The 25879-nt window shown below is 67.3% G+C and carries 21 protein-coding genes; 18 read left to right on the forward strand and 3 right to left on the reverse strand.

What is annotated here, in order from left to right:
* The first annotated feature begins 35 nt into the window (after positions 1–35).
* Positions 36–1220, forward strand: coding sequence for a class I SAM-dependent rRNA methyltransferase (locus N7L95_RS19220; RefSeq protein ID WP_301256862.1), 1185 nt, complete (start codon positions 36–38; stop codon positions 1218–1220).
* Between the two features lie 52 nt (positions 1221–1272).
* Here the strand turns inward: N7L95_RS19220 and lysA are convergent, their stop codons facing one another.
* Complete coding sequence (gene lysA / locus N7L95_RS19225) at positions 1273–2541, reverse strand: diaminopimelate decarboxylase (protein ID WP_301256863.1); 1269 nt, start codon at positions 2539–2541, stop codon at positions 1273–1275.
* Positions 2538–2720: an LPS translocon maturation chaperone LptM gene (lptM, locus tag N7L95_RS29630; protein ID WP_363324848.1), complete on the reverse strand. Its 183-nt coding sequence runs from the start codon at positions 2718–2720 to the stop codon at positions 2538–2540. Before lptM ends, lysA begins: the two co-directional genes overlap by 4 nt.
* Before the next feature lie 18 nt (positions 2721–2738).
* Between lptM and cyaY the strand changes: the two genes are divergently transcribed.
* A complete protein-coding gene (gene cyaY, locus N7L95_RS19230) occupies positions 2739–3095 on the forward strand; it encodes an iron donor protein CyaY (protein WP_301256864.1) in 357 nt (118 codons plus the stop codon).
* 205 nt (positions 3096–3300) lie between these two features.
* On the opposite strand, the gene N7L95_RS19235 is transcribed toward cyaY, so the two are convergent.
* Positions 3301–5661: a penicillin-binding protein 1A gene (locus N7L95_RS19235; RefSeq protein ID WP_435870030.1), complete on the reverse strand. Its 2361-nt coding sequence runs from the start codon at positions 5659–5661 to the stop codon at positions 3301–3303.
* 263 nt (positions 5662–5924) lie between these two features.
* On the opposite strand from N7L95_RS19235, the gene N7L95_RS19240 reads away from it, so the two are divergent.
* The 16 genes from N7L95_RS19240 to N7L95_RS19315 all read left to right on the forward strand — a co-directional run bounded on the left by N7L95_RS19240 (position 5925) and on the right by N7L95_RS19315 (position 25800).
* On the forward strand, positions 5925–7004 hold the full coding sequence (locus N7L95_RS19240) for a pilus assembly protein PilM (protein WP_301256865.1): 1080 nt from the start codon (positions 5925–5927) through the stop codon (positions 7002–7004).
* Positions 7001–7627, forward strand: coding sequence for a PilN domain-containing protein (locus N7L95_RS19245; protein ID WP_301256866.1), 627 nt, complete (start codon positions 7001–7003; stop codon positions 7625–7627). Before N7L95_RS19240 ends, N7L95_RS19245 begins: the two co-directional genes overlap by 4 nt.
* Positions 7628–7641: 14 nt before the next feature.
* The gene (locus tag N7L95_RS19250; protein ID WP_301256867.1) at positions 7642–8340 is read left to right on the forward strand and encodes a type IV pilus inner membrane component PilO; all 699 of its coding nucleotides are present in this window, start codon (positions 7642–7644) and stop codon (positions 8338–8340) included.
* A complete protein-coding gene (locus tag N7L95_RS19255) occupies positions 8337–8873 on the forward strand; it encodes a pilus assembly protein PilP (protein WP_301256868.1) in 537 nt (178 codons plus the stop codon). Before N7L95_RS19250 ends, N7L95_RS19255 begins: the two co-directional genes overlap by 4 nt.
* Before the next feature lie 5 nt (positions 8874–8878).
* A complete protein-coding gene (locus N7L95_RS19260; RefSeq protein WP_301260186.1) occupies positions 8879–11035 on the forward strand; it encodes a type IV pilus secretin PilQ in 2157 nt (718 codons plus the stop codon).
* 47 nt (positions 11036–11082) lie between these two features.
* The gene (locus N7L95_RS19265) at positions 11083–11847 is read left to right on the forward strand and encodes a hypothetical protein (RefSeq protein WP_301256869.1); all 765 of its coding nucleotides are present in this window, start codon (positions 11083–11085) and stop codon (positions 11845–11847) included.
* A gap of 25 nt (positions 11848–11872) precedes the next feature.
* Positions 11873–12436 (forward strand): shikimate kinase, encoded by a 564-nt coding sequence (locus N7L95_RS19270; RefSeq protein WP_301256870.1) that lies wholly within the window; start codon positions 11873–11875, stop codon positions 12434–12436.
* A 34-nt stretch (positions 12437–12470) separates the two neighbouring features.
* Positions 12471–13568 (forward strand): 3-dehydroquinate synthase, encoded by a 1098-nt coding sequence (gene aroB, locus N7L95_RS19275; protein WP_301256871.1) that lies wholly within the window; start codon positions 12471–12473, stop codon positions 13566–13568.
* Between the two features lie 14 nt (positions 13569–13582).
* A complete protein-coding gene (locus tag N7L95_RS19280; protein WP_301256872.1) occupies positions 13583–14692 on the forward strand; it encodes a deoxyguanosinetriphosphate triphosphohydrolase in 1110 nt (369 codons plus the stop codon).
* Positions 14693–15537: 845 nt separating this feature from the next.
* The gene (locus N7L95_RS19285; protein WP_301256873.1) at positions 15538–16269 is read left to right on the forward strand and encodes a transposase; all 732 of its coding nucleotides are present in this window, start codon (positions 15538–15540) and stop codon (positions 16267–16269) included.
* A gap of 93 nt (positions 16270–16362) precedes the next feature.
* Positions 16363–21111, forward strand: coding sequence for a glutamate synthase-related protein (locus tag N7L95_RS19290; RefSeq protein ID WP_301256874.1), 4749 nt, complete (start codon positions 16363–16365; stop codon positions 21109–21111).
* 25 nt (positions 21112–21136) lie between these two features.
* The gene (locus tag N7L95_RS19295) at positions 21137–22603 is read left to right on the forward strand and encodes a glutamate synthase subunit beta (protein WP_301256875.1); all 1467 of its coding nucleotides are present in this window, start codon (positions 21137–21139) and stop codon (positions 22601–22603) included.
* 221 nt (positions 22604–22824) lie between these two features.
* Positions 22825–23652, forward strand: a complete 828-nt coding sequence (locus tag N7L95_RS19300) for an ABC transporter ATP-binding protein (protein WP_301256876.1) — start codon at positions 22825–22827, stop codon at positions 23650–23652.
* Between the two features lie 3 nt (positions 23653–23655).
* Positions 23656–24441, forward strand: coding sequence for a lipid asymmetry maintenance ABC transporter permease subunit MlaE (gene mlaE / locus N7L95_RS19305; RefSeq protein WP_301256877.1), 786 nt, complete (start codon positions 23656–23658; stop codon positions 24439–24441).
* A 52-nt stretch (positions 24442–24493) separates the two neighbouring features.
* Positions 24494–24982 (forward strand): outer membrane lipid asymmetry maintenance protein MlaD, encoded by a 489-nt coding sequence (mlaD, locus tag N7L95_RS19310; RefSeq protein ID WP_301256878.1) that lies wholly within the window; start codon positions 24494–24496, stop codon positions 24980–24982.
* On the forward strand, positions 24979–25800 hold the full coding sequence (locus N7L95_RS19315; protein WP_301256879.1) for an MlaA family lipoprotein: 822 nt from the start codon (positions 24979–24981) through the stop codon (positions 25798–25800). The genes mlaD and N7L95_RS19315 overlap by 4 nt, the downstream gene beginning before the upstream one ends.
* Positions 25801–25879: the final 79 nt, after the last annotated feature.

Genomic DNA, 25879 nt, shown 5'->3' on the forward strand with positions numbered 1-25879 from the left:
CCCGCCGGGCCCCCAGCAAGTCGAGCAAGAAGTTCATGAAAGTCATCACACTGCGCGAAGGCAAGGAGCGTTCGCTGCTGCGCCGCCATCCCTGGGTCTTCCAGGGCAGCATCGCCCGCGGCGGCGGCGACGCCGGCGAAACGGTGAAGATCGTCTCCAGCGACGACCGTTTCCTCGCCTGGGGCGCCTACAGCCCCACCTCGATGATCCGCGTGCGGGCCTGGAGCTTCGACGAGGCCGAGCGCATCGACGCCGGCTTCTTCGAGCGCCGCATCCGCCGGGCGCTGGCCGTGCGCGAACGCCTGCCGGTGGCCAGCGACGCGGTGCGGCTGATCCACGGCGAGGCCGACGGCTTGCCGGGGCTGATCGTGGATCGCTACGGCGACACGCTGAGCGCGCAGTTCCTGTCGGCGGGCACCGAGCGCTGGAAAGCCACCATCGCCGACCTGCTGCTGCAGGCGACCGGCCTCAGCCGGCTCTACGAGCGGTCCGACTCCGGTGTGCGTGGCCTGGAAGGCCTGCAGCCCGTGACCGGCTGGCTGCGCGGCGAGGGGGCCACCGAGCTGACCATCCGCGAGCACGAATGGCAGCTGACGCTGGACGTGGCGCAAGGCCACAAGACCGGCTTCTACCTGGACCAGCGCGACAACCGCAAGCTGTTTGCCGAGACCGTGCGGCACTTCGGCTTCCAGCGGGTGCTGAACTGCTATTGCTACACCGGTGGCTTCAGCGTGGCCGCGCTGGCGGGCGGGGCTGCCGAGGTCGTCAGCGTGGACTCCTCCGGCCCGGCGCTGGAGCGGGCCGAGGCGCATGTGCGGCTCAACGGTTTCGAGGCGGCCCGCCACCAGGCGCTTGACGCCGACGTCAACGAGACGCTGAGGCGCTTCCTGAAGGAAGGCCGCAGCTTCGACGCCATCGTGCTGGACCCGCCGAAGTTCGCGCCCACCGCCTCGCATGCCGAGCGGGCGGCGCGGGCCTACAAGGACATCAACCGGCTGGCGTTCAAGCTGCTGGAGCCGGGCGGCGCGTTGTTCACCTTCTCGTGCTCGGGGGGCATCGGCAACGAGCTGTTCCACAAGATCGTGGCCGGTGCCGGCATGGACGCGCAGGTCGACGGCCTGATCTATGCCCACCTGGGGGCGGCGCCCGACCATCCGATGACGATCAACTTCCCCGAGGGGGAGTACCTGAAGGGCCTGGTGATCCTGAAGAGCGCCTGACGCCGGCCGGCCGTCGCCGGCAGGGCGGCCCGCCGGGCACGGCGGGTGGCGCTCAGGCGAGCAGGTGCTCGCCGCGGAACAGTTCGGTGGCCGCTTCGCGTTCGCGCACCAGATGGGCCTGAGCGCCCACCACCATCACCTCGGCGGCGCGGCCGCGGGTGTTGTAGTTGCTGGCCATGCTCATCGAATACGCCCCGGCCGACAGCACCGCCAGCCGGTCGCCGGCGCGCACCGCCAGCTCGCGGTCGCGGCCCAGCCAGTCGCCCGATTCGCAGACCGGGCCGACCACGTCGTAGCTGGCGGCGGGCTCGTCGCGGCGCAGGCAGGGCTCGATGCGCATGTAGGCCTGGTACATGGCCGGGCGCATCAGGTCGTTCATCGCCGCATCGACCACGCAGAAATTCTTCGCCTCGCCGGGCTTGAGGTAGAGCGCCTCGGTCAGCAGCACGCCGGCATTGCCGACCAGCGAGCGGCCCGGCTCCATCATCACGGTGCGATGGCCATGGCCGCGTGCGTCGATGCGCGCCAGCAGCTGGCCGATCAGCGCATCGGCTGCCGGCGGCTGCTCGTCGGTGTACTGGATGCCGAGGCCGCCGCCGAGGTCGAGGTGGTGCAGCACGATGCCGGCCGCCTCGATGGCCTCCACCAGGTCGAGCACGCGGTCCAGGGCGTCCAGGTAAGGGCCGGGGGCGGTGATCTGCGAGCCGATGTGGCAGTCGATGCCAGCCACCGACAGGCCCGGCAGCTCGGCCGCGCGGCGGTAGGCCTGCAGCGCGCGTTCGTGAGCGATGCCGAACTTGTTGCCCTTGAGTCCGGTGGAGATGTAGGGATGGGTGTTGGCGTCCACATCGGGATTGACGCGCAGGCTCACCGGGGCGACGCGGCCGCAGGCCACCGCCACTTCGGAGAGCACCTCCAGCTCGGCTTCGCTCTCGACGTTGAAGCACAGCACGCCGGCTTCGAGGGCGCGGCGCATTTCGGCACGGGTCTTGCCAACGCCGGAGAACACCACCTTGCGCGGGTCCGCGCCGGCAGCCAGCGCCCGCTCCAGCTCACCGCCGGAGACGATGTCGAAGCCGCAGCCCGCACGCGCGAACGTCTGCAGCACGGCCAGGTTCGAATTGGCCTTCATTGCATAGCAGACCAGGTGGGGCCGGCCGGCGAAGCCGCGCTGGTACGGCGCCAGCGCAGCCAGCATGGCGGCCTGCGAGTAGACGTAGAGCGGCGTGCCGTGGCGGGCCGCCAGCTCGTTGAGCGAACAGTCTTCGAGGAAGAGCTCCTGGCCGCGATAGGACAGGAAGGGGGAGCCGGGCAGGGTCATCGGGAGGCGGGGGTGGAGGCGGCGGGGGCCGACGCCGCAGGGGCGGCGGCGGAAGCAGGCGCGGCGGGCCGGGGTGCGGCGCCGGGCAGGTAGAGCGGCCCTTTCTGCCCACAGGCCGATAGGCCCAATGCCAGAGCAGTGAAGAGACCGGCGGCTAGAATCGGGGCCCGTTTCGACATCCGGCGATTCTACTGGCGATGACGCTCGACCCCACCCCGCTCTCCGACGCCGAGTACCACACCCGTGCGCATGCCGTGCTGGCCGCCATCGAGGCGCGCGTGGACCAGCTGCTGCAGGAGGACGTGGTCGACATCGACAGCCAGCGCACCGGCGGCCTGCTGGAGCTGAGCTTCCCCAACGGCAGCAAGCTCATCATCAACACCCAGCCGCCGCTGCACGAGATCTGGCTGGCGGCCCGCTCGGGCGGCTACCACTACAAGTACGTCAACGGCCGCTGGCTCGACACCCGCAGTGCGCAGGACTTCTTCGATGCACTGTCGGCCAATGCGAGCGAGCAGGCCGGCTGCAGCCTGCGCTTCGACCCGCCTGCCTGAGCCTTTCAGCCTGGCCTTCCCGCTCCCGGTGAGGTGAGGTGAAGTGAGGTGAGGTGAGGTGAGGTGAGGTGAGGTGAGGTGAGGTGAGGTGAGGCCGGGCCACTGCCGGGCTCCGCGGTTCGGCTCCATGTTGGCTGGCTTGGGCGAGACGCTGCCTTCCTCGTCCCGCCGGCGCACAGCCGCCCGGCAGGGGGGGCGGCCGCGCTCAGTTGCGGAACAGGTCCAGGATGCTGCGGCGCTCGTCTTCGCTGGTGGCCGGCGGCGCCGGGTCATCCAGGCCCAGGCTGCTGACGCCGGCGCCCCGCGTGAACTCCTCGTAGAACCACTCGCCACCCAGGTGCACCAGGCCTTCCGGCGGGGTCGGCTCCTGCACCGGCACGCCCTTCAGCGCATGTGCCATGTAGTCGATCCAGATCGGCAGCGACAGGCCACCACCGGTCTCCCGGCTGCCCAGCTTGCGCGGCGTGTCGTAGCCCACCCACACCACGCCGACCAGCGTCGGCTGGTAGCCGGCGAACCAGGCGTCCAGCGAATCGTTGGTGGTGCCGGTCTTGCCGTAGATGTCGGGTCGCTTGAGCGTGGCCTGGGCCTTGGCCGCAGTGCCGAAGCGGGCCACGTCCTGCAGCATGCTGCCCATCACGAAGGCGTTGCGGGCATCGATCGTGCGCATCGACTCCTGCAGCGGCGGCGGGGCGGTCTCTGCCAGCACGCGGCCCTTGGTGTCGGTGACGCGGGTGACCAGGTAGGGGTTGACGCGGTAGCCGCCATTGGCGAACACCGCATACGCCGACGCCATCTGCAGCGGCGTGACCGAGCCGGCGCCCAGCGCCATCGTCAGGTAGGCCGGATGCTTGTCGGCATCGAAGCCGAAGTGGGTCGCCCACTCCTGGCCGTAGGCCGGCCCGATGGACTGCAGCACGCGGATCGACACCATGTTCTTGGACTTGGCCAGCCCGCGCCGCAGCGACATCGGGCCGTCGAAGGTGCCGTCGTAGTTCTTCGGCTCCCAGGGCTGGCTGCCGGTGCTGCCGGCGTTGAAGAACAAGGGGCCGTCGTTGACGACGGTGGCGGGCGAAAAGCCCTTCTCCAGCGCCGCCGAGTAGATGAAGGGCTTGAAGCTGGAGCCGGGCTGGCGCCAGGCCTGCGTCACATGGTTGAACTTGTTCTTGGCATAGTCGAAGCCGCCCACCAGCGAGCGGATCGCGCCGCTGCGCGGGTCGAGCGCGATCAGTGCACCTTCGACCTCGGGCAGCTGGGTGATGGACCACTCGCCCTTGCTGCCCTGCACCAGGCGGATCACCGCGCCGCGGCGGATCTGTACCTTGGGATTGGCCTTGGGCGACAGGCCCGATTCGACCGGCTTGAGCCCGGCACCGGTGATGGTCACATCGTCGCCGTTCTGCAACACCGCCACCACCTTCTTGGGGCTCACCTCGATGGCCACTGCCGCACGCAGCTCGTCGTTGTCGGGGTGGTCCACCAGGGCTTCGGCAATGCGCGTGTCGAGCTCATGGCTGTCGTCGGGCAGGTTGATGTAGCCCTCCGGTCCACGGTAGACCTGGCGCCGCTCATAGTCGAGCAGGCCCTTGCGCAGGGCCCGGTAGGCCACCGCCTGGTCGCTCGCCTTGATGGTGGTGTAGACGTTGAGGCCGCGGGTGTAGGCCTCGGCGCCGTACTGGTTGTGGATCAGCATGCGCGCGGTCTCGGCCACGTACTCGGCGTGCACCGGCACCGCCTGCGGCTGCCGGTACTTCAGCTCCTGGGCGCGAGCCTCGTCGTGCTGTTCCTTCGTGATCACGCCGGTCTCCAGCATGCGCTGGATGATGTACTGCTGTCGTTTTTTCGCCCGGGGCGGATTGACGATCGGGTTGTACGCCGCTGGCGCCTTGGGCAGGCCGGCCAGCATGGCCGCCTCGGCCACCGTGATGTCCTTGAGCTGCTTGCCGAAGTAGGTCTCGCTCGCCGCGGCGAAGCCGTAGGCGCGCTGGCCGAGGTAGATCTGGTTCATGTAGAGCTCGAGGATCTGCTCCTTGGTGAGCTTGCTCTCGATCTCCAGGGCCAGCAGGATCTCGTAGATCTTGCGGGTGAAGGTCTTCTCGCTGGAGAGATAGAAGTTGCGCGCCACCTGCATCGTGATGGTGGAGGCGCCCTGCCGGCTCGACTCGGTGAAATTGGCCAGCCCGGCCCGCAACACGCCCACGTAGTCGACACCGCTGTGCTGGTAGAACCGCGAGTCCTCGATGGCCAGCACCGCGTCCTGCATGACCTTGGGGATCTCCTTGATCGGCACGAACTTGCGGCGTTCCTCGCCGAACTCGCCGATCAGCACGCTGTCTTCCGAGTACACCCGCATCGGCAGCTTGGGCCGGTAGTCCATCAGGCCGCTGAGCTCCGGAAGGTGTTGGTAGGCGATGGACAGGGCGATGCCGCCCACCATCAACCCGGCGAAGGCGCCGGCCAGCACGATGCCCGCCATCCAGGCAAAGGTCTTGAACATCCAGCGGGCCCAGGGAGCAAGGGAGGTGCCTGCCGAAGAGGGTCGTGCAGGGCGCTCGGAATCGGTCATGTGTTTCCTAACGAGGTCGGCCGCATTATAGAAATTGGACCCGCGGCTCCCCAGACCTCGATCAGGGGTGCCGCGGCGACCGCGCTTTCGGCTCCAATCCGGGTCCTCAGGGTTGTCCCGAAATGGCCGTTTTTGACCCCTTTTTCGAGGGTCAAAGAAACGCCCAAACCGTGAAAAAATCTTTGTTGCTCAAAGGGTTTACTGATAGCATTGAAGTAACTTATTAACAATCCGGCGCACTTACTTGCGCGTTGGAGGGACCTTTGAGCTTTCTTGACGTTTTGTTGGGCCGCAAGCATGCGCCGCTTGTCGGCTTGGACATCAGCTCGTCCAGCGTGAAGCTGGTGGAGTTGGGCCAGAACGCCGCGGGTGAGTACGTGGTTGAGCGATTTGCGACGGAAAGTTTCGAGAAGGGCTGGATTGCAGACGGCCAGATCGAGAAGTTCGACGAAGTGGCCGACGCCGTGCGCCGCGTGGTGGTGAAGAGCGGCACCCGCACCAAGCATGTCGCGATGGCGATGCCGCAGTCCGCGGTCATCACCAAGAAGATCATGTTGCCGGCCGGCCTGCGCGAGGAAGAGCTCGAGCTGCAGGTCGAATCCGAAGCCAACCAGTACATCCCGTTCTCGCTCGATGAAGTGAGTCTGGACTTTTGTGTGGTCGGCCCGAGCCCCACTTCCGCTGGCGACGTGGAAGTGCTGATTGCCGCATCGCGCAAGGACCGCGTGCAGGACCGCCAGGGTCTGGCCGAGGCTGCCGGGCTCAAGCCGGTGGTGCTGGACATCGAGTCCTATGCCTCTCGCCTGGCGGTGGGTCGGCTGGTGACCACGCTGCCCAACGAGGGCCGTGACTCGCTGGTGGCGCTGTTCGAGATCGGTGCCGAGACCACCAGCCTGAAGGTGCTGCGCGACGACGAGTTGCTGTACGACCGCGACCAGGCCTTCGGCGGCTCGCAGCTGACCCAGCTGATCTCGCGCCAGTACGGCTTCTCGTTCGAGGAGGCCGAGCAGAAGAAGCTGTCCAACGACCTGCCGGAAGACTACGAGCAGTCGATCCTGATGCCCTTCGTCGACAGCCTCTCGCAGGAGATCGGCCGGGCGTTGCAGTACTTCTTCACCAGCACGCCGCACCACAAGGTGCACTACGTGATGCTGGCAGGCGGCAGCGCGGCGCTGCCCGGCCTGAAGGAGCGCGTGACCGAGCAGACCGGCTTCGCTTCGATGGTGGTCAACCCCTTCGAAGGCATGAAGCTGGGCTCCAGCGTGCGTGAAAGCAAACTGCGCCGCGAGGCGCCTTCGTACCTGACCGCCTGTGGTCTCGCGATGCGGAGATTCCTGCAATGATCCTGATCAACCTGCTCCCCCACCGGGAGGAAAAGCGCCGTCGGCGCAAGCAGGCGTTTTTCGCTGCGCTCGGCTTCTTCGCCGGCGTCGGGGCCTTGGTCGTCGGCGGCTGGTATACGCTGCTGCAATTGCAAATTTCCGAGCAGGAAGACCGCAATCAGACGCTGAAGCAGGCCATCGCCCAGCTCGACGAGCAGATCAAGGACATCGCGACGCTGCGTGCCGAGATCGATGCCCTCAAGGCGCGGCAGAAAGCGGTCGAAGACCTGCAGACGGATCGCAACATGCCGGTCCACCTGCTCAATGAACTGGTCAAGCAGACGCCCGAAGGCGTCTACCTGGCCAAGATCCGCCAGGACGGCCAGGCCGTCACCGTCAGCGGCATCGCACAGACCAACGAGCGGGTGTCCGAGCTGCTGCGCAACACGGCCTACAACTCCGAATGGCTGGAGCGGCCGGAACTGGTGGAGATCCGTGCCACCAACGTGATGGGCGCGGATCGTGAGCAGAAGCGGTTGTTCGAGTTTTCGATGCGTGTGGCCCTCAAGCGGCCGCAAGGCAGCGAAGAGGACCCGGCCGCTGCCGGTGGTGCCGCGGGCAAGAAGGCCCCCAAGCGTTCCTGATCAGGGCACAAGGCATGGCTAAACAGTCTTACAACATCAACTTCAGCGAACTGTCGGACGAAGTCGTCTCGCAGTTCCGCGGGCTGGACCCCAACCAGCCCGGCCAGTGGCCGGTGCTGCCGAAGGCACTGGCCTGGCTCGTCGCCGCCGTGCTGGTGGTGGTGCTCGGCTGGTTCCTGCTGCTTTCGGGCGAAACCGCTCGCCTGGAAGCCGAGCGCAACAAGGAGCCACAACTCAAGGGCGAGTACCGCGACAAGCTCACCCAGGCAGTCAACCTGGAAGAGCTGCGCAAGCAGCGCCTGCAGGTGCAGGAATACGTGACGCAGCTGGAGAAGCAGCTGCCGGGCAAGGCCGAGATGGACGCCCTGCTGTCCGACATCAACCAGGCCGGCCTGGGTCGGGGCCTGCAGTTCGAGCTGTTCAAGCCGGGCCAGGTGCTGGTGAAGGACTATTACGCCGAGCTGCCGATCTCGATCCGGGTGACGGGCCGCTACCACGACATCGGCGCCTTCACGGCGGACGTGGCCAACCTGTCGCGCATCGTGACCCTGCATGGCGTGAACATCACCACGCCGCCCAAGGACAGCGGTGTCGGGGTGTTGAGCATGGAAGCGACGGCGCGGACCTACCGCTATCTGGACCAGGCCGAACTGGAGGCGCAGCGCGCCGCTGCCGCGAACGCGAAGAAGGCGAAGGGAGGCAAGAAGAAATGAGCGTCCGTCTAAGGGCCGTGTCCGGCGCACTCATTGCCGTCGCGCTGCTGGGCGGTTGCGACGGTGGGCAGGAAGAGCTTCAGGTCTGGATGGACCAGCAGAAGCGCGAAGTCAAGCCCAACGTCAAGCCGATCGAGCCGCCGAAGAAATTTGATCCACAGCCCTATGCCGCGGCCGAAGGCGTGGAGCCTTTCAGCCAGCAGAAGCTCACCGTGGCACTGAAGCAGGAAGCGCGTCAGACCAATGCCATGCTGGCTGGCGAGCTGAACCGGCGCAAGGAGCCGCTGGAGGCCTATCCGCTGGACAGCATGGCCATGGTCGGCACCGTGGCCCGCAAGGGGCAGCAAGTGGCCTTGCTGAAAGTGGATGCCTTGTTGTACCAGGTGAAGGTCGGCGACCACCTGGGGCAGAACTACGGCCGTATCACCAAAATCACCGAGACGGAGGTCGCTCTCCGGGAGATTGTTCAGGACGCTGCAGGCGAGTGGATCGAACGCACCAGCAGCCTCCAGCTTCAGGAGACCGCGCAATGAACAAGATGTTTATCAACGCCAAGACCCACCCGCTGCGCCGCGCCGCGCTGGGCCTGTCGCTGCTGGTGGCCCCTGTGCTCGCCTGGGCGCAGAACGCCATCCAGTCGATCAACAGCAGCCAGCAGTCGGGCGCCGAGGTGGTGCGCATCGAGTTGTCGCAGCCGCTGGCGGCCGTGCCGTCGGGCTTCACCATCCAGTCGCCCCCGCGCATCGCGATTGACCTGCCGGGCGTGACCAACGCCATGGGCCGCTCTTCGATCGAGTTGAACCAGGGCAATCTGCGCTCGGCCAGCGTGGCCCAGGCCGGTGAGCGCACCCGCCTGGTGCTGAACCTGAAGCAGGCCTCGAACTACACCGCCCAGCTGCAAGGCAAGACGCTGCTGCTGGTGCTGGAGAACGGTGGCGTCGCTGCCGCCCAGAGTGGCACCCAGGCCAAGTCCGAGCAGCCGGTGCACTTCGCCGAGAGCATGAACCGCAACCAGCTGGCGCTGAAGGACGTCGACTTCCGTCGCGGCCAGGACAATGCCGGCCGCGTCGTGGTGGAGCTGCCCAACAACCAGGTGGGCGTGGACATTCGCCAGCAGGGCCAGAGCCTGGTGGTCGAGTTCCTGCGCTCGACGCTGCCCGAGAACCTGCGCCGCCGCCTCGACGTGACCGACTTCGGCACGCCGGTGCAGACCGTCACCACCTCGCAGTCGGGCGACCGGGTGCGCATGGTCGTGGAGCCGCGCGGCAACTGGGAGCACAGCGCCTACCAGACCGACACGCAGTTCGTGCTGGAAGTGCGTCCGCAGAAGCAGGACCCCAACAAGCTGGTGCAAGGCCCCGGCTTCCAGGGCGAGAAGCTGTCGCTGAACTTCCAGAACATCGAAGTGCGCGCGCTGCTGCAGGTGATTGCCGACTTCACCAACTTCAACGTGGTGACCAGCGACACCGTGGCCGGCAATGTGACGCTGCGCCTGAAGGACGTGCCCTGGGACCAGGCGCTCGACATCATCCTGCAGGCCAAGGGCCTGGGCATGCGCAAGTCCGGCAACGTGCTGTGGATTGCGCCGAAGGACGAGATCGCCACCAAGGAGAAGCTCGACCTCGAGGCCAAGCAACAGGTGACCCAGCTCGAGCCGCTGCGCACGCAGAGCTTCCAGCTGAACTACACCAAGGCCGAGGAAGTCACCAAGGGCCTGCTGGGCCAGACGGGCGGCATCTCCAATGCCAAGCCGATGCTGACCCCGCGCGGCAGCGTGATCTTCGAAGCCCGGACCAACCAGATCTTCGTGACCGACATCCCCTCCAAGCTGGAGGAGGTGCAGCAGCTGATCAGCAAGATCGACATCCCGGTGCGCCAGGTGATGATCGAGGCGCGCATCGTCGAGGCCAATGACAACTTCGGCCGCCAGCTCGGCGTGCGGCTGGGCTCGGCCGACCTGCGCGGCATCCGCGGCGGCACCCCGGGCTGGGGTGTCGGCAGCGGCGACAGCCGCGTCGCGGTGACCGGCACCTACATGGGCGTCGGCGAGCAGACGGTGCAGGCCGAGAAAACGGGTGGCAGCTATGTGCCGAACACCTACTTCGTGAACTTGCCGGCACAGGCGGTCTCGGGCACCAACCCGGCCAGCTTCGCCCTGTCCCTGTTCAGTTCCTCGGCCAACCGTTTCCTGAATCTGGAACTGTCGGCCCTGGAAGCCGACCGCAAGGGCAAGGTGGTGTCCAGCCCGCGGGTGATCACGGCCGACCAGGTGAAGGCGCTGATCGAGCAGGGCACCGAGCTGCCCTACCAGGTGGCCACCTCCAGCGGCGCGACCTCGATCGCCTGGCGCAAGGCCAACCTGAAGCTGGAAGTCACGCCCCAGATCACGCCGGAAGGCAACATCATCCTGGACGTCGACATCAACAAGGACAGCGTGGGCCAGACCACCCCGGCCGGCCTGGCGATCAACACCAAGCACGTGCAGACGCAGGTCCTGATCGAGAATGGCGGCACGGTGGTGATCGGTGGCATCTTCGAGCAGGAAGAGCGTGACGAGGAAAGCAAGGTGCCGCTGCTCGGTGACGTACCAGTGCTGGGCCACCTGTTCAAGACCAAGGGCCGTGTCGCGGACAAGACCGAGCTGCTGGTCTTCCTGACGCCGCGCGTCATCTCGGACCGCACGGCGGTTCGCTGAGGCGGCGTGGGCTCTGCAATCGATAAGACAATCTGAGGGTGTTTGAAATGAAGTTGATGAAGTTGGCCGTGGCAGCGGCAGCGCTGGCTGCGCTGGCAGCTTGCGGTGGTGGCGGAGGCAGTGCGGGCTCCAACCCCTTCGGCGAAAACAACAAGGGCGACAACGACGCCATTCCGGTGAGCAATGCGCAGCCGTCGCAGCGCAACTTCACCATCGCGGCCGAGGACGTCGACCTGAATTGGTACAACAAGCAGGAAGAGACGACCCTCAACATCACCATCGGCGATACCGCGGGCCTGCCGGCTGGTGTTGGTTCCACGGTTCAGTTCGCAGTCGAGTACGGCTATCTGGCGAACTCCACCTGCAAGGTGGTACTGGCTGGCGACGCCACGTCGAAGTTTGCCCGCTGCGGTGTGGGGATCTTGACCGGGATGCCGTTGCCGACCACGCTGCCGACCGGCGTGACGGTGATGGCGTGGATGGAAGGCGAAGAGGCCTACGTCGATACCAACGGCAATGGCAAGTACGACGCCAATGAGCCGTTCTGGGACAGCGGCCAGCCCTTCATGGATGTGGACAACAACCACATCTACGAAGAAGGCGTGGATCGCATCGTGGTCGGCACCACGTCCGGCAGCAAGCTGCCGGGTGTCGGCACTGTGGCCTGTGCTGCAGGGCCTGCCACCGAGGAGCGCTTCTCGATTCCGGACTCCATGCCGAACACCTGCGACGGCAAGTGGGGCAAGACCCTGATCCGCGCGGTGATGACCCTGGAAGCGAAGGCACCCGAGGAAGCCGCCAGCGGCAATTGAGGTTTCCGCCAGCATCCGTGCACCAGTGAGCGCTTCCGCCTCGGCCGCCTCGATCGCCCTGGTGGGCCTGCCCGGCAGCGGCAAGTCCACGGTGGGGCGCCAGCTGGCGCGGCGCTGCGGCTTGCCCTTCGTGGACAGCGACGCGGTCATCGAGGAGCGGTTGGGCGAGCCCATCCGCTCCTTTTTCGATCGTGAAGGCGAAGATCGCTTCCGCGACGTCGAGGAGCAGGTGCTGGCCGAGGTTGCCTCGCGCGGCGGCGTGCTCTCCACCGGCGGTGGCGCCGTGCTCCGCCCGGCCAACCGGCGCCTGCTGAAAGAGCATGCGGTGGTGGTCTACCTCTACTCCACGCCGGAGGAGCTGTTCCGCCGCCTGCGGCACGACACACAGCGCCCCCTGCTGCAGGTGAGTGACCCGCTGGCGAAGCTGCGCAGCCTGCACGGGCAGCGCGACCCACTCTACCGCGAATGCGCCGACTTCATCGTCGAGACCGGTCGCCCCTCGGTGACCGCCCTGGTCAACCTGATCCAGATGCAGCTCGAACTCTCCGGTGCGGTGCCGCCGGTGCCACCGGCGCAGCCTGCACGCTGACCGGCCCGGCAGGGACGCGCTTACACTGGCGCCCATGCACACGCCTCACGCTTCCGTGGCCATCGACCTGGCCGACCGCAGCTACGACATCCGCATCGGCACCGGCCTGCTGGGCGACGAAGCCAGCTACGCCGGCCTCCCGGCAGCCGCCTGTGCCGTCATCGTCACCAACGAGACCGTCGCGCCACTGTATGCCGCGCGGGTGCGCCAGGCCCTCTCCGCCCGCTATGCCCGCGTGCTGGAGATCCAGCTGCCGGATGGCGAGGTGCACAAGGACTGGGACAGCCTGAACCGCATCTTCGACCGGCTCCTCGAAGCCGGTTGCGACCGCAAGACCGTGCTGTTCGCCCTGGGGGGCGGCGTCATCGGCGACATGACGGGGTTTGCCGCTGCCTGCTACATGCGCGGCGTGCCCTTCGTCCAGCTGCCCACCACCTTGCTGGCCCAGGTCGATTCCTCGGTGGGCGGCAAAACCGCCATCAACCACCCGCGCGGCAAGAACATGATCGGCGCCTTCTACCAGCCGCTCAGGGTGCTGGCCGACCTGGACACGCTCGATACCCTGCCGCCACGCGAACTGTCGGCCGGCCTGGCCGAAGTCATCAAGTACGGGCCGATTGCGGACCCGTCCTTCCTCGACTGGATCGAGTCGCACCTCGACGCGCTGCTGGCGCGCGACAAGGCGGCGCTGGCGCATGCGGTTCAACGTTCCTGCGAGATCAAGGCCTGGGTGGTGGGGCAGGACGAACGGGAAAGCGGGCTGCGCGCGATCCTCAACTTTGGCCACACCTTCGGCCATGCCATCGAGGCCGGCCTCGGTTATGGGGAATGGCTGCACGGCGAAGCGGTCGGCTGCGGCATGGTCATGGCCAGCGAGCTGTCGGCCCGGCTCGGGCTGGTGGGCGCCGACTTCGTCGAGCGCATGCGCCGGCTGATCCAGCGCGCCGGGCTGCCGGTAGCCGGCCCGCGCGCCTTGTCGGCGAGCCGCTATCTCGAGCTGATGCGGGTCGACAAGAAATCCGAGGGCGGGGAGATCCGCTTCGTGGTCGTCGAGGCGCTTGGCCGCGCCGGCATGCGGGGCGCGCCTGATGCGCTGGTGGCGCAGGTGATCGAGGCCCACACCGAACGCTGAGGCGCCAGCCGCGCATGCTTGCTCCCTACGCCAGCCGTCCCGAACAGTCGCGCGGGCGCCGCCATCCGGAGCCGCCGGCCCCGACCCGCAACGACTACCAGCGCGACCGTGACCGCATCGTGCACAGCACCGCGTTCCGGCGGCTGGTCTACAAGACCCAGGTGTTCCTCAACCACGAGGGCGACCTGTTCCGCACCCGCCTCACGCACTCGCTCGAAGTGGCCCAGCTGGGCCGCTCGGTGGCTCGAACCCTGGGGCTGCACGAGGATCTGGTGGAGGCGATCGCGTTGGCCCATGACCTCGGCCACACGCCCTTCGGCCATGCGGGCCAGGATGCGCTGAACGACTGCATGCGCGAGCATGGCGGCTTCGAGCACAACCTCCAGAGCCTGAGGGTCGTGGATGAGCTGGAAGAGCGCTATCCCGCCTTCGACGGCCTGAACCTCAGCTTCGAGACCCGCGAGGGCATCCTCAAGCACTGCTCGCGTGAAAACGCGCAGCGGCTCGGTCCGGTGGCTGCCCGCTTCCTGGAGCGCACCCAGCCCAGCCTGGAAGCCCAGCTGTGCAACCTGGCGGACGAGATCGCCTACAACGCGCATGACATCGACGACGGCGTGCGCTCCGGCCTGCTGACGCTGGAGCAGCTGGAGGAGGTGGACCTGTTCGCCCGCTACCGAGCTGCGGCCTGCCGCGAACATCCGCAACTGACAGGGCGCCGGCTGTTGTTCGAGGCCATACGTCGCATGCTGTCTGACCAGGTGTACGACGTCATTGCCAGCACCCGGGCCCGGCTTGCCGAGCACGAGCCCGCCAGCGCGGACGAGGCACGCCGCCTGCCGCCCCTGCTGTGCTTCAGCGCCTCGATGCAGGCCGACGGCGCGGCGCTCAAGCGCTTTCTGCGCGCCAACCTCTACCGGCATCCACAGGTCACCGACACCACCAGCCGCGGCAAGCGGGTCGTCAAGGACCTCTTCGAGGCCTACGTTGGCGACCCGGCCCAGATGCCGCCAGCCTATGCCGGCGCGCCGCGCCTGCACCGGGCGGTGGCTGACTACATCGCCGGCATGACCGACCGCTTCGCCATTCGCGAGCACGAGCGCCTGACCCGCCAGCGGCTGTTCTGACCCGCCGTCCGCCTGGGCCTGGCCCTTGGGCTTGGGCTTGGGCTTGGGCTTGGGCTTGGGCTTGGGCTTGGGCTTGGGCTTGGGCTTGGGCTTGGGCTTGGGCTTGGGCTTGGGCTTGGGCTTGGGCTTGGGCTTGGGCTTGGGCTTGGGCTTGGGCTTGGGCTTGGGCTTGGGCTTGGGCTTGGGCTTGGGCTTGGGCTTGGGCTTGGGCTTGGGCTTGGGCTTGGGCTTGGGCTTGGGCTTGGGCTTGGGCTTGGGCTTGGGCTTGGGCTTGGGCTTGGGCTTGGGCTTGGGCTTGGGCTTGGGCTTGGGCTTGGGCTTGGGCTTGGGCTTGGGCTTGGGCTTGGGCTTGGGCTTGGGCTTGGGCTTGGGCTTGGGCTTGGGCTTGGGCTTGGGCTTGGGCTTGGGCTTGGGCTTGGGCTTGGGCTTGGGCTTGGGCTTGGGCTTGGGCTTGGGCTTGGGCTTGGGCTTGGGCTTGGGCTTGGGCTTGGGCTTGGGCTTGGGCTTGGGCTTGGGCTTGGGCTTGGGCTTGGGCTTGGGCTTGGGCTTGGGCTTGGGCTTGGGCTTGGGCTTGGGCTTGGGCTTGGGCTTGGGCTTGGGCTTGGGCTTGGGCTTGGGCTTGGGCTTGGGCTTGGGCTTGGGCTTGGGCTTGGGCTTGGGCTTGGGCTTGGGCTTGGGCTTGGGCTTGGGCTTGGGCTTGGGCTTGGGCTTGGGCTTGGGCTTGGGCTTGGGCTTGGGCTTGGGCTTGGGCTTGGGCTTGGGCTTCGGCTTCGGCTTCGGCTTCGGCTTCGGCTTCGGCTGTAAAATGGGGTCAGACCCATTTCGCCTTCACCCGGCTTACCATCTTGGCCCGACTTCCCCGACTGGTGGTCCCCGGACTGCCCCACCATCTCGTCCAGCAGGGACACCACCACCAACCCGTCTTCGAGACCGACGACGACTACCACGCCTATCTGCAGGCGCTGCGCGATGCGGCGCTGACCTACCAGGTGGCCATCCATGCCTATGCGCTGCTGCCCACCGGCGTGCACGTGCTGGCCACCCCGGCCGACGCCACCGGGCTGAGTCGAATGATGCAGGCGGTCGGGCGGCGTTATGTCGCCTGGCACAACCGCGTGCGCGGGCGGTCGGGCACCTTGTGGGAAGGCCGCTTTCGCGCCACCGTGCTTGATCCTCAAGAGCATTTGCTGGCCACGATGCTGTACGTGGATACCGCCATACAGCGGGCCGACCCGAGCCTCGACCCTGCCAGATGGCCGTGGAGCAGCTATGCCCACCACCTGGGACGACGCAGCGAGCCCTTCCTGACCGCGCACCGGCTGTACTGGGCCTTGGGCAACACACCGTTCGACCGTGAGGCGCGGTACCAGGCGCTTGCCGAGCGGGGCCTGTCGTCCGCGCAACTCCGGCAGATCGGCGACGCCACATGGAAGGGCTGGGCGCTTGGCTCGGCCAGCTTCACGGCCTCCCTTTCACAGGCCACGGATCGTCCGCTTGCACCAAGAAAGCGCGGGCGCCCCAAAAAGGACTTAACTCTGTCCCCAATTAAAGATCAGAAGGAGGTCATGAATGATTAAGTCGAGTCTGACCCCATTTGTTTTGTCTTGACTTGTAAATGGCGCCCGGTATCCTCCCGCGTTATCCCTAACGATGATGAGACGGAGTGCGCCATGGACCAGGCCGCCCTGGGGGTTGCGACCCCTGCAGAAATCCAGTCGTTGGCCGAGCACGGCCTGTACGACCCGGCCAACGAGAAAGACGCCTGCGGCGTCGGTTTCGTGGCGCACATCAAGGGCCAGAAGGCCCACAGCATCGTCGAGCAGGGCCTCAAGATCCTCGAGAACCTGGACCATCGCGGCGCGGTGGGAGCCGACAAGCTGATGGGCGATGGCGCCGGCATCCTGATCCAGATCCCCGACGAGTTCTACCGCGCCGAAATGGCCGCTCAGGGCGTGGAGTTGCCGCCGCCCGGCGAATACGGCGTCGGCATGATCTTCCTGCCCAAGGAACATGCCTCGCGCCTGGCCTGCGAGCAGGAACTGGAGCGGGCCGTCAAGGCCGAAGGCCAGGTGCTGCTCGGCTGGCGTGATGTGCCGGTCGACCGCGAGATGCCGATGTCGCCCACCGTGCGCGAGAAGGAGCCGGTGATGCGGCAGATCTTCATCGGGCGCGGCCCCGACATCATCGTGCCCGACGCCCTGGAGCGTAAGCTCTACGTGATCCGCAAGACCGCCTCCAGCGCGATCCAGCGGCTCAAGCTGACGCACAGCCGCGAGTACTACGTGCCCAGCATGAGCTGCCGCACCATCATCTACAAGGGCCTGCTGCTGGCGGACCAGGTCGGCAAGTACTTCCTCGACCTGAAGGACGCCCGGGTCGCTTCGGCGCTGGCCCTGGTGCACCAGCGCTTCTCGACCAACACCTTCCCCGAGTGGCCGCTGGCCCACCCCTACCGCATGGTCGCGCACAACGGGGAAATCAACACGGTCAAGGGCAACTTCAACTGGATGCGCGCCCGCGAGGGCGTGATGAAGTCGCCGGTGCTGGGCGACGACCTGCAGAAGCTCTACCCGATCAGCTTCGAGGGCCAGTCCGACACCGCCACCTTCGACAACGCGCTGGAGCTGCTCACGATGAGCGGCTACCCGCTGGCCCATGCCGCGATGATGATGATCCCGGAAGCCTGGGAGCAGCACAGCACGATGGACCAGCGCCGCCGTGCCTTCTATGAATACCACGCCGCCATGCTGGAGCCGTGGGACGGCCCGGCCGCGATGGTCTTCACCGACGGCCGCCAGATCGGCGCCACGCTCGACCGCAACGGCCTGCGCCCGGCCCGCTACATCGTCACCGACGACGACGTGGTGGTGATGGCCTCCGAATCGGGCGTGCTGCCGATCCCCGAGAACAAGATCGTCAAGAAGTGGCGCCTGCAGCCCGGCAAGATGTTCCTGATCGACTTCGAGCAGGGCCGCATCGTCGACGACGAGGAGCTGAAGAACCTCTACGCCTCCGCCAAGCCTTACCGGCAATGGATCGAGAACGTGCGCATCCGGCTGGACAGCATCGAGGTCAACGCTGCGCCGGCGGCGTTCACCGAATCGCTGCTCGACCGCCAGCAGGCCTTCGGCTACACCCAGGAAGACCTGAAGTTCCTGCTCAGCCCGATGGCCCAGGCCGGCGAGGAGGGCATTGGCTCGATGGGCAACGACTCGCCGCTGGCGGTGCTGTCGTCCAAGGACAAGCCGCTCTACAACTACTTCAAGCAGCTGTTCGCGCAAGTCACCAACCCGCCGATCGACCCGATACGCGAGGCGATCGTGATGTCGCTGGTGTCCTTCATCGGCCCCAAGCCGAACCTGCTGGACATCAACGCGGTCAACCCGCCGATGCGCCTGGAAGTGTCGCAGCCCATCCTGGACTTCGACGACATGGCCCGCCTGCGCGAGGTCGAGCGGCCCACCGGCGGCAAGTTCAAGAGCTACGAGCTGAACATCACCTACCCGCTGGCCTGGGGTCATGAGGGGGTGGAGGCCAAGCTTGCCTCGCTGTGCGCCGAGGCGGTCGACGCCATCAAGAGCGGCCACAACATCCTGATCATCACCGACCGCCGCATGGACCGCCTGCATGTGGCGATCCCCGCGGTGCTGGCGCTGTCGGCCATCCACCAGCACCTGGTGCGCGAGGGCCTGCGCACCACCGCCGGCCTGGTGGTGGAAACCGGCTCGGCCCGCGAGGTGCACCACTTCGCGGTGTTGGCCGGCTACGGCGCCGAAGCCGTGCACCCCTACCTGGCGATGGAGACCCTGGCGGCGCTGCACAAGGAGCTGCCGGGCGACCTGAGCGCCGAGAAGGCGATCTACAACTACGTGAAGGCGATCGGCAAGGGGCTGTCGAAGATCATGTCCAAGATGGGCATCTCGACCTACATGTCCTATTGCGGCGCGCAGATCTTTGAAGCCATCGGCCTGGACCGCAACCTGATCGAGAAGTACTTCCGCGGCACGGCGTCGCAGGTCGGCGGGGTCGGCGTGTTCGAGGTGGCGGAGGAAGCCATCCGCATGCACCGTGCCGCCTTCGGCGACGACCCGGTGCTGCAGACCATGCTGGACGCCGGTGGCGAATACGCCTGGCGCACGCGCGGCGAAGAGCACATGTGGACGCCTGATGCGATCGCCAAGCTGCAGCACAGCGCGCGCGCCAACAAGTTCGACACCTACAAGGAATACGCCCAGATCATCAATGACCAGTCGCGCCGCCACATGACGCTGCGCGGGTTGTTCGAGTTCCGGGTCGACCCGGCCAAGGCGATCCCGGTCGAGGAGGTCGAGCCGGCGGCCGAGATCGTCAAGCGCTTCGCCACCGGCGCGATGTCGCTCGGCTCCATCTCGACCGAGGCGCATTCCACGCTCGCCATCGCGATGAACCGCATCGGCGGCAAGTCCAACACCGGCGAAGGCGGCGAAGACCCGGCCCGCTACCGCAACGAGCTGAAGGGCATCCCCATCAAGCAGGGCACCAAGGTGTCCGACGTCGTCGGCACCAAGGTCATCGAGGCCGACTACGAGCTGAAGGACGGCGACTCGCTGCGCTCCAAGATCAAGCAGGTGGCGTCCGGCCGCTTCGGCGTCACGACCGAATACCTGGTCTCGGCCGACCAGATCCAGATCAAGATGGCCCAGGGCGCCAAGCCCGGCGAAGGCGGGCAGCTGCCCGGCGGCAAGGTGTCCGACTACATCGGCTTCCTGCGCTACTCGGTGCCGGGGGTCGGCCTGATCTCGCCGCCGCCGCACCACGACATCTACTCGATCGAGGACCTGGCCCAGCTGATCCACGACCTGAAGAACGTCAACCCGCGCGCCGACATCTCGGTGAAGCTGGTGTCCGAGGTGGGCGTGGGCACCATCGCCACCGGCGTGGCCAAGGCCAAGGCCGACCACATCGTGATCGCCGGCCATGACGGTGGCACCGGCGCCTCGCCGTGGTCGTCCATCAAGCACGCCGGCACGCCGTGGGAGCTGGGCCTGGCCGAGACCCAGCAGACCCTGCTGCTCAACCGCCTGCGCTCACGCATCCGCCTGCAGGCCGACGGCCAGATGAAGACCGGCCGCGACGTGGTCATCGGCGCGCTGCTGGGTGCCGACGAGTTCGGCTTCGCCACCGCGCCGCTGGTCGTCGAGGGCTGCATCATGATGCGCAAGTGCCACCTCAACACCTGCCCGGTGGGCGTGGCCACGCAGGACCCGGTGCTGCGCAAGAAGTTCCAGGGCAAGCCCGAGCATGTCGTCAACTTCTTCTTCTTCATCGCCGAGGAAGCGCGCCAGATCATGGCGCAGCTGGGCATCCGCAAGTTCGACGAGCTGATCGGCCGCGCCGACCTGCTCGACATGAAGAAGGGCATCGAGCACTGGAAGGCCAAGGGCCTGGACTTCAGCCGCGTCTTCCACCAGCCGGCCCTGCCGCCGGAGGTGGCGCGCCTGCACACCGAGAGCCAGGACCACGGCCTGGAGCATGCGCTCGACGTCAAGCTGATCGAGAAGTCGCGCGCCGCGCTGGAGAAGGGCGAGAAAGTGCAGTTCATCGAGACCGCGCGCAACGTCAACCGCACCGTCGGCGCGATGCTGTCCGGCGAGGTGGTCAAGCGTCATCCCGAAGGCCTGCCGGACGACACGCTGCGCATCCAGATGGAGGGCACCGGCGGCCAGAGCTTCGGCGCCTTCCTGGCCAGGGGCGTCACGCTCTACCTGATCGGCGACGCCAATGACTACACCGGCAAGGGCCTGTCCGGCGGCCGGGTGGTGGTGCGCCCGAGCATCGACTTCCGCGGTGACGCCACGCAGAACATCATCGTCGGCAACACCGTGCTGTACGGCGCCACCAGCGGTGAGGCTTTCTTCCGCGGCGTGGCGGGCGAGCGCTTCGCGGTGCGCCTGTCGGGCGCCACCGCGGTGGTGGAAGGCACCGGCGACCACGGCTGCGAGTACATGACCGGCGGCACCGTCGTGGTGCTGGGCAAGACCGGTCGCAACTTCGCGGCCGGCATGTCCGGCGGCGTGGCCTATGTGTATGACGAGGACGGCCGCTTTGGCGAGCGTTGCAATACCTCGATGGTGGCGCTCGAGAAGGTGCTGCCGGCCAAGGAGCAGGAGGCGTCCGTCGACCCTGCCACCTGGCATCAGGGCCAGACCGACGAGGCGCTGTTGCGCAAGCTGGTCGAGGAACATCACCGCTGGACCGGCTCGCTGCGTGCACGCGAGATCCTGGACCGCTGGAGCGAGGCACGCACCCGCTTCGTCAAGGTGTTCCCGCACGAGTACAAGCGCGCGCTGGGCGAGATCAATGCCCGCAAGGAAGCCGACGTGACCATCGCGAAGGCCAAGGGTCCGGAGAAGGCCGCCAAGTCCAAGGCCAAGGCCTGAGCACGAGCGAGCGAGGAGTTAAGAAATGGGTAAAGTCACCGGCTTCATGGAGTACGAGCGCGTCGAGGAAGGCTACGAGGCCGCCCCGACCCGCCTGAAGCACTACAAAGAATTCGTCATCGGCCTGAAGGAAGAGGACGCACGGGTGCAGGGCGCCCGCTGCATGGACTGCGGCATTCCGTTCTGCAATAACGGCTGCCCGGTCAACAACATCATCCCGGACTTCAACGACCTGGTGTACCGCAACGAGTGGCGCAGCGCGATCGAGGTGCTGCACTCGACCAACAACTTCCCGGAGTTCACCGGCCGCATCTGCCCCGCGCCCTGCGAGGCGGCCTGCACGCTGAACTTCAATGACGAGCCGGTCGGCATCAAGTCGATCGAGCGCGCCATCATCGACCGTGCCTGGTCCGAGGGCTGGGTGGCGCCGCAGCCGCCCAAGTTCAAGAGCGGCAAGAAGGTGGCGGTGGTCGGCTCCGGCCCCGCCGGGCTGGCGGCCGCACAGCAGCTGGCCCGCGCCGGCCACGAGGTGGTCGTGTTCGAGAAGAACGACCGGCTCGGCGGCCTGCTGCGCTACGGCATTCCCGACTTCAAGATGGAGAAGTCGCACATCGACCGGCGCATCAAGCAGATGGAGGCCGAGGGCGTGCAGTTCCGCACGGGCGTGCTGGTGGGCAAGATGCCCGAGGGTTCGAAGGTCACCAACTGGGCCAAGGAAAGCATCTCGCCCGAGCAACTGGCCAAGGACTTTGACGCGGTGCTGCTGGCCGGTGGCGCCGAGCAGCCGCGCGACCTGCCCGCGCCGGGTCGCGAGCTGGCGGGCGTGCACTTCGCGATGGAGTTCCTGCCGCAGCAGAACAAGATCAATGCCGGTGACAAACTGAAGGACCAGATCCGCGCCGAAGGCAAGCATGTCATCGTGATCGGCGGTGGCGACACCGGCAGCGATTGCGTTGGCACCTCGAACCGCCACGGCGCCAAGAGCGTGACGCAGTTCGAGCTGATGCCGATGCCGCCCGAGGAAGAGAACAAGGCGCTGACCTGGCCCTACTGGCCCTACAAGCTGCGCACCTCCTCCAGCCACGAGGAAGGCTGCGAGCGCGAGTTCGCCATCGCCACCAAGGAGTTCATCGGCGAGAACGGCAAGGTCACCGGCATCCGCACCGCCCGCGTGGAATGGAAGGACGGCAAGATGGTCGAGGTGCCCGGCTCGGAGCAGGTGCTGAAGGCCGACCTGGTGCTGCTGGCCATGGGCTTCGTCAGCCCGGTCGCGTCGGTGCTCGACACCTTTGGCGTTGACAAGGACGCCCGTGGCAATGCGAGGGCGAGTACCGACTTCCTGGGGGGCTACCAGACCAGCGTGCCCAAGGTCTTCGCGGCGGGTGACATGCGCCGTGGCCAGTCGCTGGTGGTGTGGGCGATCCGCGAAGGCCGCCAGGCGGCTCGCTCGATCGACGAGTTCCTGATGGGCGCGAGCGATCTGCCCCGCTGAGCAAGCGGGCCTGCAGGGCGGGGCCTGCCGTGGCCCCGCGGACGCCGCCGCCTCCGGGCGGCGCTGTTGTTCCCGGGGCTCAAACGTGGGCTGGGCGCAACATTTGCTTCGCGCGCGATATGCCCCCTCCAGGGGGGTACACGGGAAGGCCCCGGTGTTTTCCCCTATCATCGGACCGCCGGTGCGCCAAGGCGCCGGCTTTTTTTTTCCGACTGCCGCCGATGTCGCCTCCTTTCACCCTGCAACCGCCGGCCACGCCGCTCGTCGAGCTGCGTGGGGTGACCTTCGGCTATGGTGACCGGCTGATCCTGCAGGATGTGAGCCTGACGGTGCCGCGCGGCAAGGTGGTGGCCCTGATGGGCACCTCCGGCGGTGGCAAGACCACCGTGCTGCGGCTCATCGGCCGGCAGGTGGCGCCCCAGGCCGGGCAAGTGCTGTTCGACGGTGCCGACCTCGGCGCGATGGACCGCGACCAGCTTTACGCTGCGCGCCACCGCATGGGCATGCTGTTCCAGTTCGGCGCCTTGTTCACCGACCTGTCGGTCTTCGACAATGTGGCCTTCCCGCTGCGTGAGCACACCCGGCTGAGCGCCACCATGATCCGCGACCTGGTGCTGATGAAGCTCAACGCTGTCGGCCTGCGCGGTGCCCGCGACCTGATGCCCAGCGAGATTTCCGGCGGCATGGCGCGCCGGGTGGCCCTGGCCCGTGCCATCGCGCTGGATCCGGACCTCATCATGTATGACGAGCCCTTCGCCGGCCTGGACCCGATCTCGATGGGCGTCGCCGCCCGCCTGATCCGCGACCTCAACCAGGCCCTGGGCGTCACCAGCATCGTCGTTTCACATGATGTGGACGAGACCTTCCTGATCGCCGACCACGTGATTTTCCTGGCCAACGGCCGCATCGCCGCCCAGGGCACGCCCAGCGAGATGCGTGCTTCCCGCGACCCGCTGGTGCGCCAGTTCGTCGATGCCGCGGCGGACGGCCCGGTGCGCTTTCACTACCCGGCGGCAGGCGTGGCCGACGACTTCAGGATGGGGCACTGACCGATGCTCGGCTTCCTGCATCCCCGGCGGGTCGGCGCGGCCGTGCGCGGCAAGCTGGCCGACGTCGGCTATTCGGCCCGGCTGCTGGGCCAGCTGGTGCTGCTGGCCGGGCGGGTCTTTGCCCGTGGCCGGCTGGTGGTGGACCAGCTGCATTTCCTCGGCAACTACTCGCTGGCGATCATCGGCGTGTCGGGCCTGTTCGTCGGCTTCGTGCTCGGGCTGCAGGGCTACTACACGCTGCAGCGCTACGGCGCCGAGCAGGCGCTCGGCCTGCTGGTCGCCCTGTCGCTGGTGCGTGAGCTGGGGCCGGTGGTGTCGGCCCTGCTGTTCGCCGGCCGTGCCGGCACCTCGCTCACGGCGGAAATCGGCCTGATGAAGGCCGGCGAGCAGCTGGCGGCGATGGAAATGATGGCGGTCGACCCGGTGTTGCGGGTGCTTGCGCCGCGGTTCTGGGCCGGTGTCATTGCAATGCCCTTGCTTGCCGCGGTGTTCAGCGCGGTCGGCATCATCGGCGGCTGGGTGGTGGGGGTGCTGATGATCGGCGTGGACCCGGGCGCCTTCTGGTCCCAGATGCAGAGCGGTGTCGATGTCTGGACCGATGTCGGCAACGGCATCGTCAAGAGCCTGGTGTTCGGCGTCACGGTGACCTTCGTGGCGCTGCTGCAGGGCTTTGAATGCAAGCCGACGCCCGAAGGCGTGTCCCGCGCTACCACGCGCACGGTCGTGATGGCTTCGTTGTCGGTGTTGGCACTCGACTTCGTGCTGACCGCGCTGATGTTCTCGATTTGACGAATGTATAAAGGAAAGGCCGCTGCGAGCCGCGGCGGCCGAGGAGTGGACGATGCAAAAGTCTCGCCATGACCTGTGGGTCGGCCTGTTCGTGATGCTGGGTGCGGGCGCCATCGTGTTCCTGGCCCTGCAGGCGGCCAACCTGCTCAGCGTGTCCTTCGAGGACACCTATGTGGTCGACGCGCGCTTCGACAACATCGGCGGCCTGAAGCCGCGGGCGCCGGTCAAGAGCGCAGGCGTGGTGGTCGGCCGGGTCGAATCCATCACCTTCGATGACAAGACCTACCAGGCGCGCGTGCGGCTGGAACTCGAGCGCCGCTTCGCCTTCCCGAAGGACAGCTCGGCCAAGATCCTCACCTCCGGCCTGCTCGGCGAGCAGTACCTGGGCCTGGAGCCCGGCGCCGAGGAGGCCACGCTGGCTCAGGGCGACGTCATCACCCAGACGCAGTCGGCGGTGGTGCTGGAAAACCTGATCGGCCAATTCCTGTACAACCGCGCCGCGGACGGTCCCGGCGCCCAGTCTGGAGCCAACAAGCCATGAAGCAGCCGCCCGTCCCCCTTGTCCCGCGCGTCCCGCGCATGCGCCTGGGCGTGACGCTGGCGGCCGCGGCGCTGCTGCTGGGTTGCGCCACCAACAACCCGCGCGATCCGCTCGAGCCGATGAACCGCAAGATCTACGCCTTCAACGAGGCGGTGGACGAAGCGGTGCTGGAGCCGGTGGCCGTCAAGTACCGGGACGTGGTGCCGAGCCCGGTGCGCACCGGGGTGGGCAACTTCTTCTCCAACCTGGGCGATGCCTGGTCGGCCGTCAACGGCTTCCTGCAGTTCAAGCTGGAGACTGGCCTGAAGAACACGATGCGCTTCGGGCTGAACACCCTGTTCGGCCTGGGCGGCGTGCTCGACATCGCGACCGAGGCCGGCATCGAGGCCGAGGATGAGGACTTCGGCCAGACGCTGGGCCGCTGGGGCGTGGGCGCCGGCCCCTACCTCGTGCTGCCCCTGCTCGGGCCGTCCACCGTGCGCGACACGGCGGCGCTGCCGCTGGACGCGAGGGCCGAGAGCTGGCCCTTCCGGCATGACGCGACCACGGCCTACGGCGCGCTCGCGCTGCGCGTGGTCGATGCCCGCGCCAACCTGCTGGGTGCCACCGGCATGCTGGACGATGCCGCGCTCGACCCCTACCTGTTCGTGCGCGACGCCTACCTGCAGCGGCGCCAGAGCCTGGTGTACGACGGTGACCCGCCCGCCACCGAGGAGCCGCGCGAGGACGGCACCGATGGCGAGGAGCCGGGCGCCGCGACCCCGCAGCCGGACGTGCCGGCTGCGGCGGAGCCGCCGGCTTCGGCCGCGAGCCAGTAAGGGCGGTGCAGCCCGCGCCGACGTTTCACATCGAAACGATGGCGGCGCTTGGCCGGCGGCCTACCACAAGAACCAATTT

Origin of the sequence: Eleftheria terrae (assembly GCF_030419005.1) — a bacterium.
Classification (GTDB): domain Bacteria; phylum Pseudomonadota; class Gammaproteobacteria; order Burkholderiales; family Burkholderiaceae_C; genus Caldimonas; species Caldimonas terrae.

Excerpts from the sequence above, each read along its gene's own strand:
- N7L95_RS19220 (WP_301256862.1), top strand. The coding sequence starts at position 36 with ATGAAAGTCATCACACTGCGCGAAGGCAAGGAGCGTTCGCTGCTGCGC.
- lysA (WP_301256863.1), bottom strand. The coding sequence starts at position 2,541 with ATGACCCTGCCCGGCTCCCCCTTCCTGTCCTATCGCGGCCAGGAGCTC.
- lptM (WP_363324848.1), bottom strand. The coding sequence starts at position 2,720 with ATGTCGAAACGGGCCCCGATTCTAGCCGCCGGTCTCTTCACTGCTCTG.
- cyaY (WP_301256864.1), top strand. The coding sequence starts at position 2,739 with ATGACGCTCGACCCCACCCCGCTCTCCGACGCCGAGTACCACACCCGT.
- N7L95_RS19235 (WP_435870030.1), bottom strand. The coding sequence starts at position 5,661 with ATGACCGATTCCGAGCGCCCTGCACGACCCTCTTCGGCAGGCACCTCC.
- N7L95_RS19245 (WP_301256866.1), top strand. The coding sequence starts at position 7,001 with ATGATCCTGATCAACCTGCTCCCCCACCGGGAGGAAAAGCGCCGTCGG.
- N7L95_RS19250 (WP_301256867.1), top strand. The coding sequence starts at position 7,642 with ATGGCTAAACAGTCTTACAACATCAACTTCAGCGAACTGTCGGACGAA.
- N7L95_RS19255 (WP_301256868.1), top strand. The coding sequence starts at position 8,337 with ATGAGCGTCCGTCTAAGGGCCGTGTCCGGCGCACTCATTGCCGTCGCG.
- N7L95_RS19260 (WP_301260186.1), top strand. The coding sequence starts at position 8,879 with ATGTTTATCAACGCCAAGACCCACCCGCTGCGCCGCGCCGCGCTGGGC.
- N7L95_RS19265 (WP_301256869.1), top strand. The coding sequence starts at position 11,083 with ATGAAGTTGATGAAGTTGGCCGTGGCAGCGGCAGCGCTGGCTGCGCTG.
- aroB (WP_301256871.1), top strand. The coding sequence starts at position 12,471 with ATGCACACGCCTCACGCTTCCGTGGCCATCGACCTGGCCGACCGCAGC.
- N7L95_RS19280 (WP_301256872.1), top strand. The coding sequence starts at position 13,583 with ATGCTTGCTCCCTACGCCAGCCGTCCCGAACAGTCGCGCGGGCGCCGC.
- N7L95_RS19290 (WP_301256874.1), top strand. The coding sequence starts at position 16,363 with ATGGACCAGGCCGCCCTGGGGGTTGCGACCCCTGCAGAAATCCAGTCG.
- N7L95_RS19295 (WP_301256875.1), top strand. The coding sequence starts at position 21,137 with ATGGGTAAAGTCACCGGCTTCATGGAGTACGAGCGCGTCGAGGAAGGC.
- N7L95_RS19300 (WP_301256876.1), top strand. The coding sequence starts at position 22,825 with ATGTCGCCTCCTTTCACCCTGCAACCGCCGGCCACGCCGCTCGTCGAG.
- mlaE (WP_301256877.1), top strand. The coding sequence starts at position 23,656 with ATGCTCGGCTTCCTGCATCCCCGGCGGGTCGGCGCGGCCGTGCGCGGC.
- mlaD (WP_301256878.1), top strand. The coding sequence starts at position 24,494 with ATGCAAAAGTCTCGCCATGACCTGTGGGTCGGCCTGTTCGTGATGCTG.
- N7L95_RS19315 (WP_301256879.1), top strand. The coding sequence starts at position 24,979 with ATGAAGCAGCCGCCCGTCCCCCTTGTCCCGCGCGTCCCGCGCATGCGC.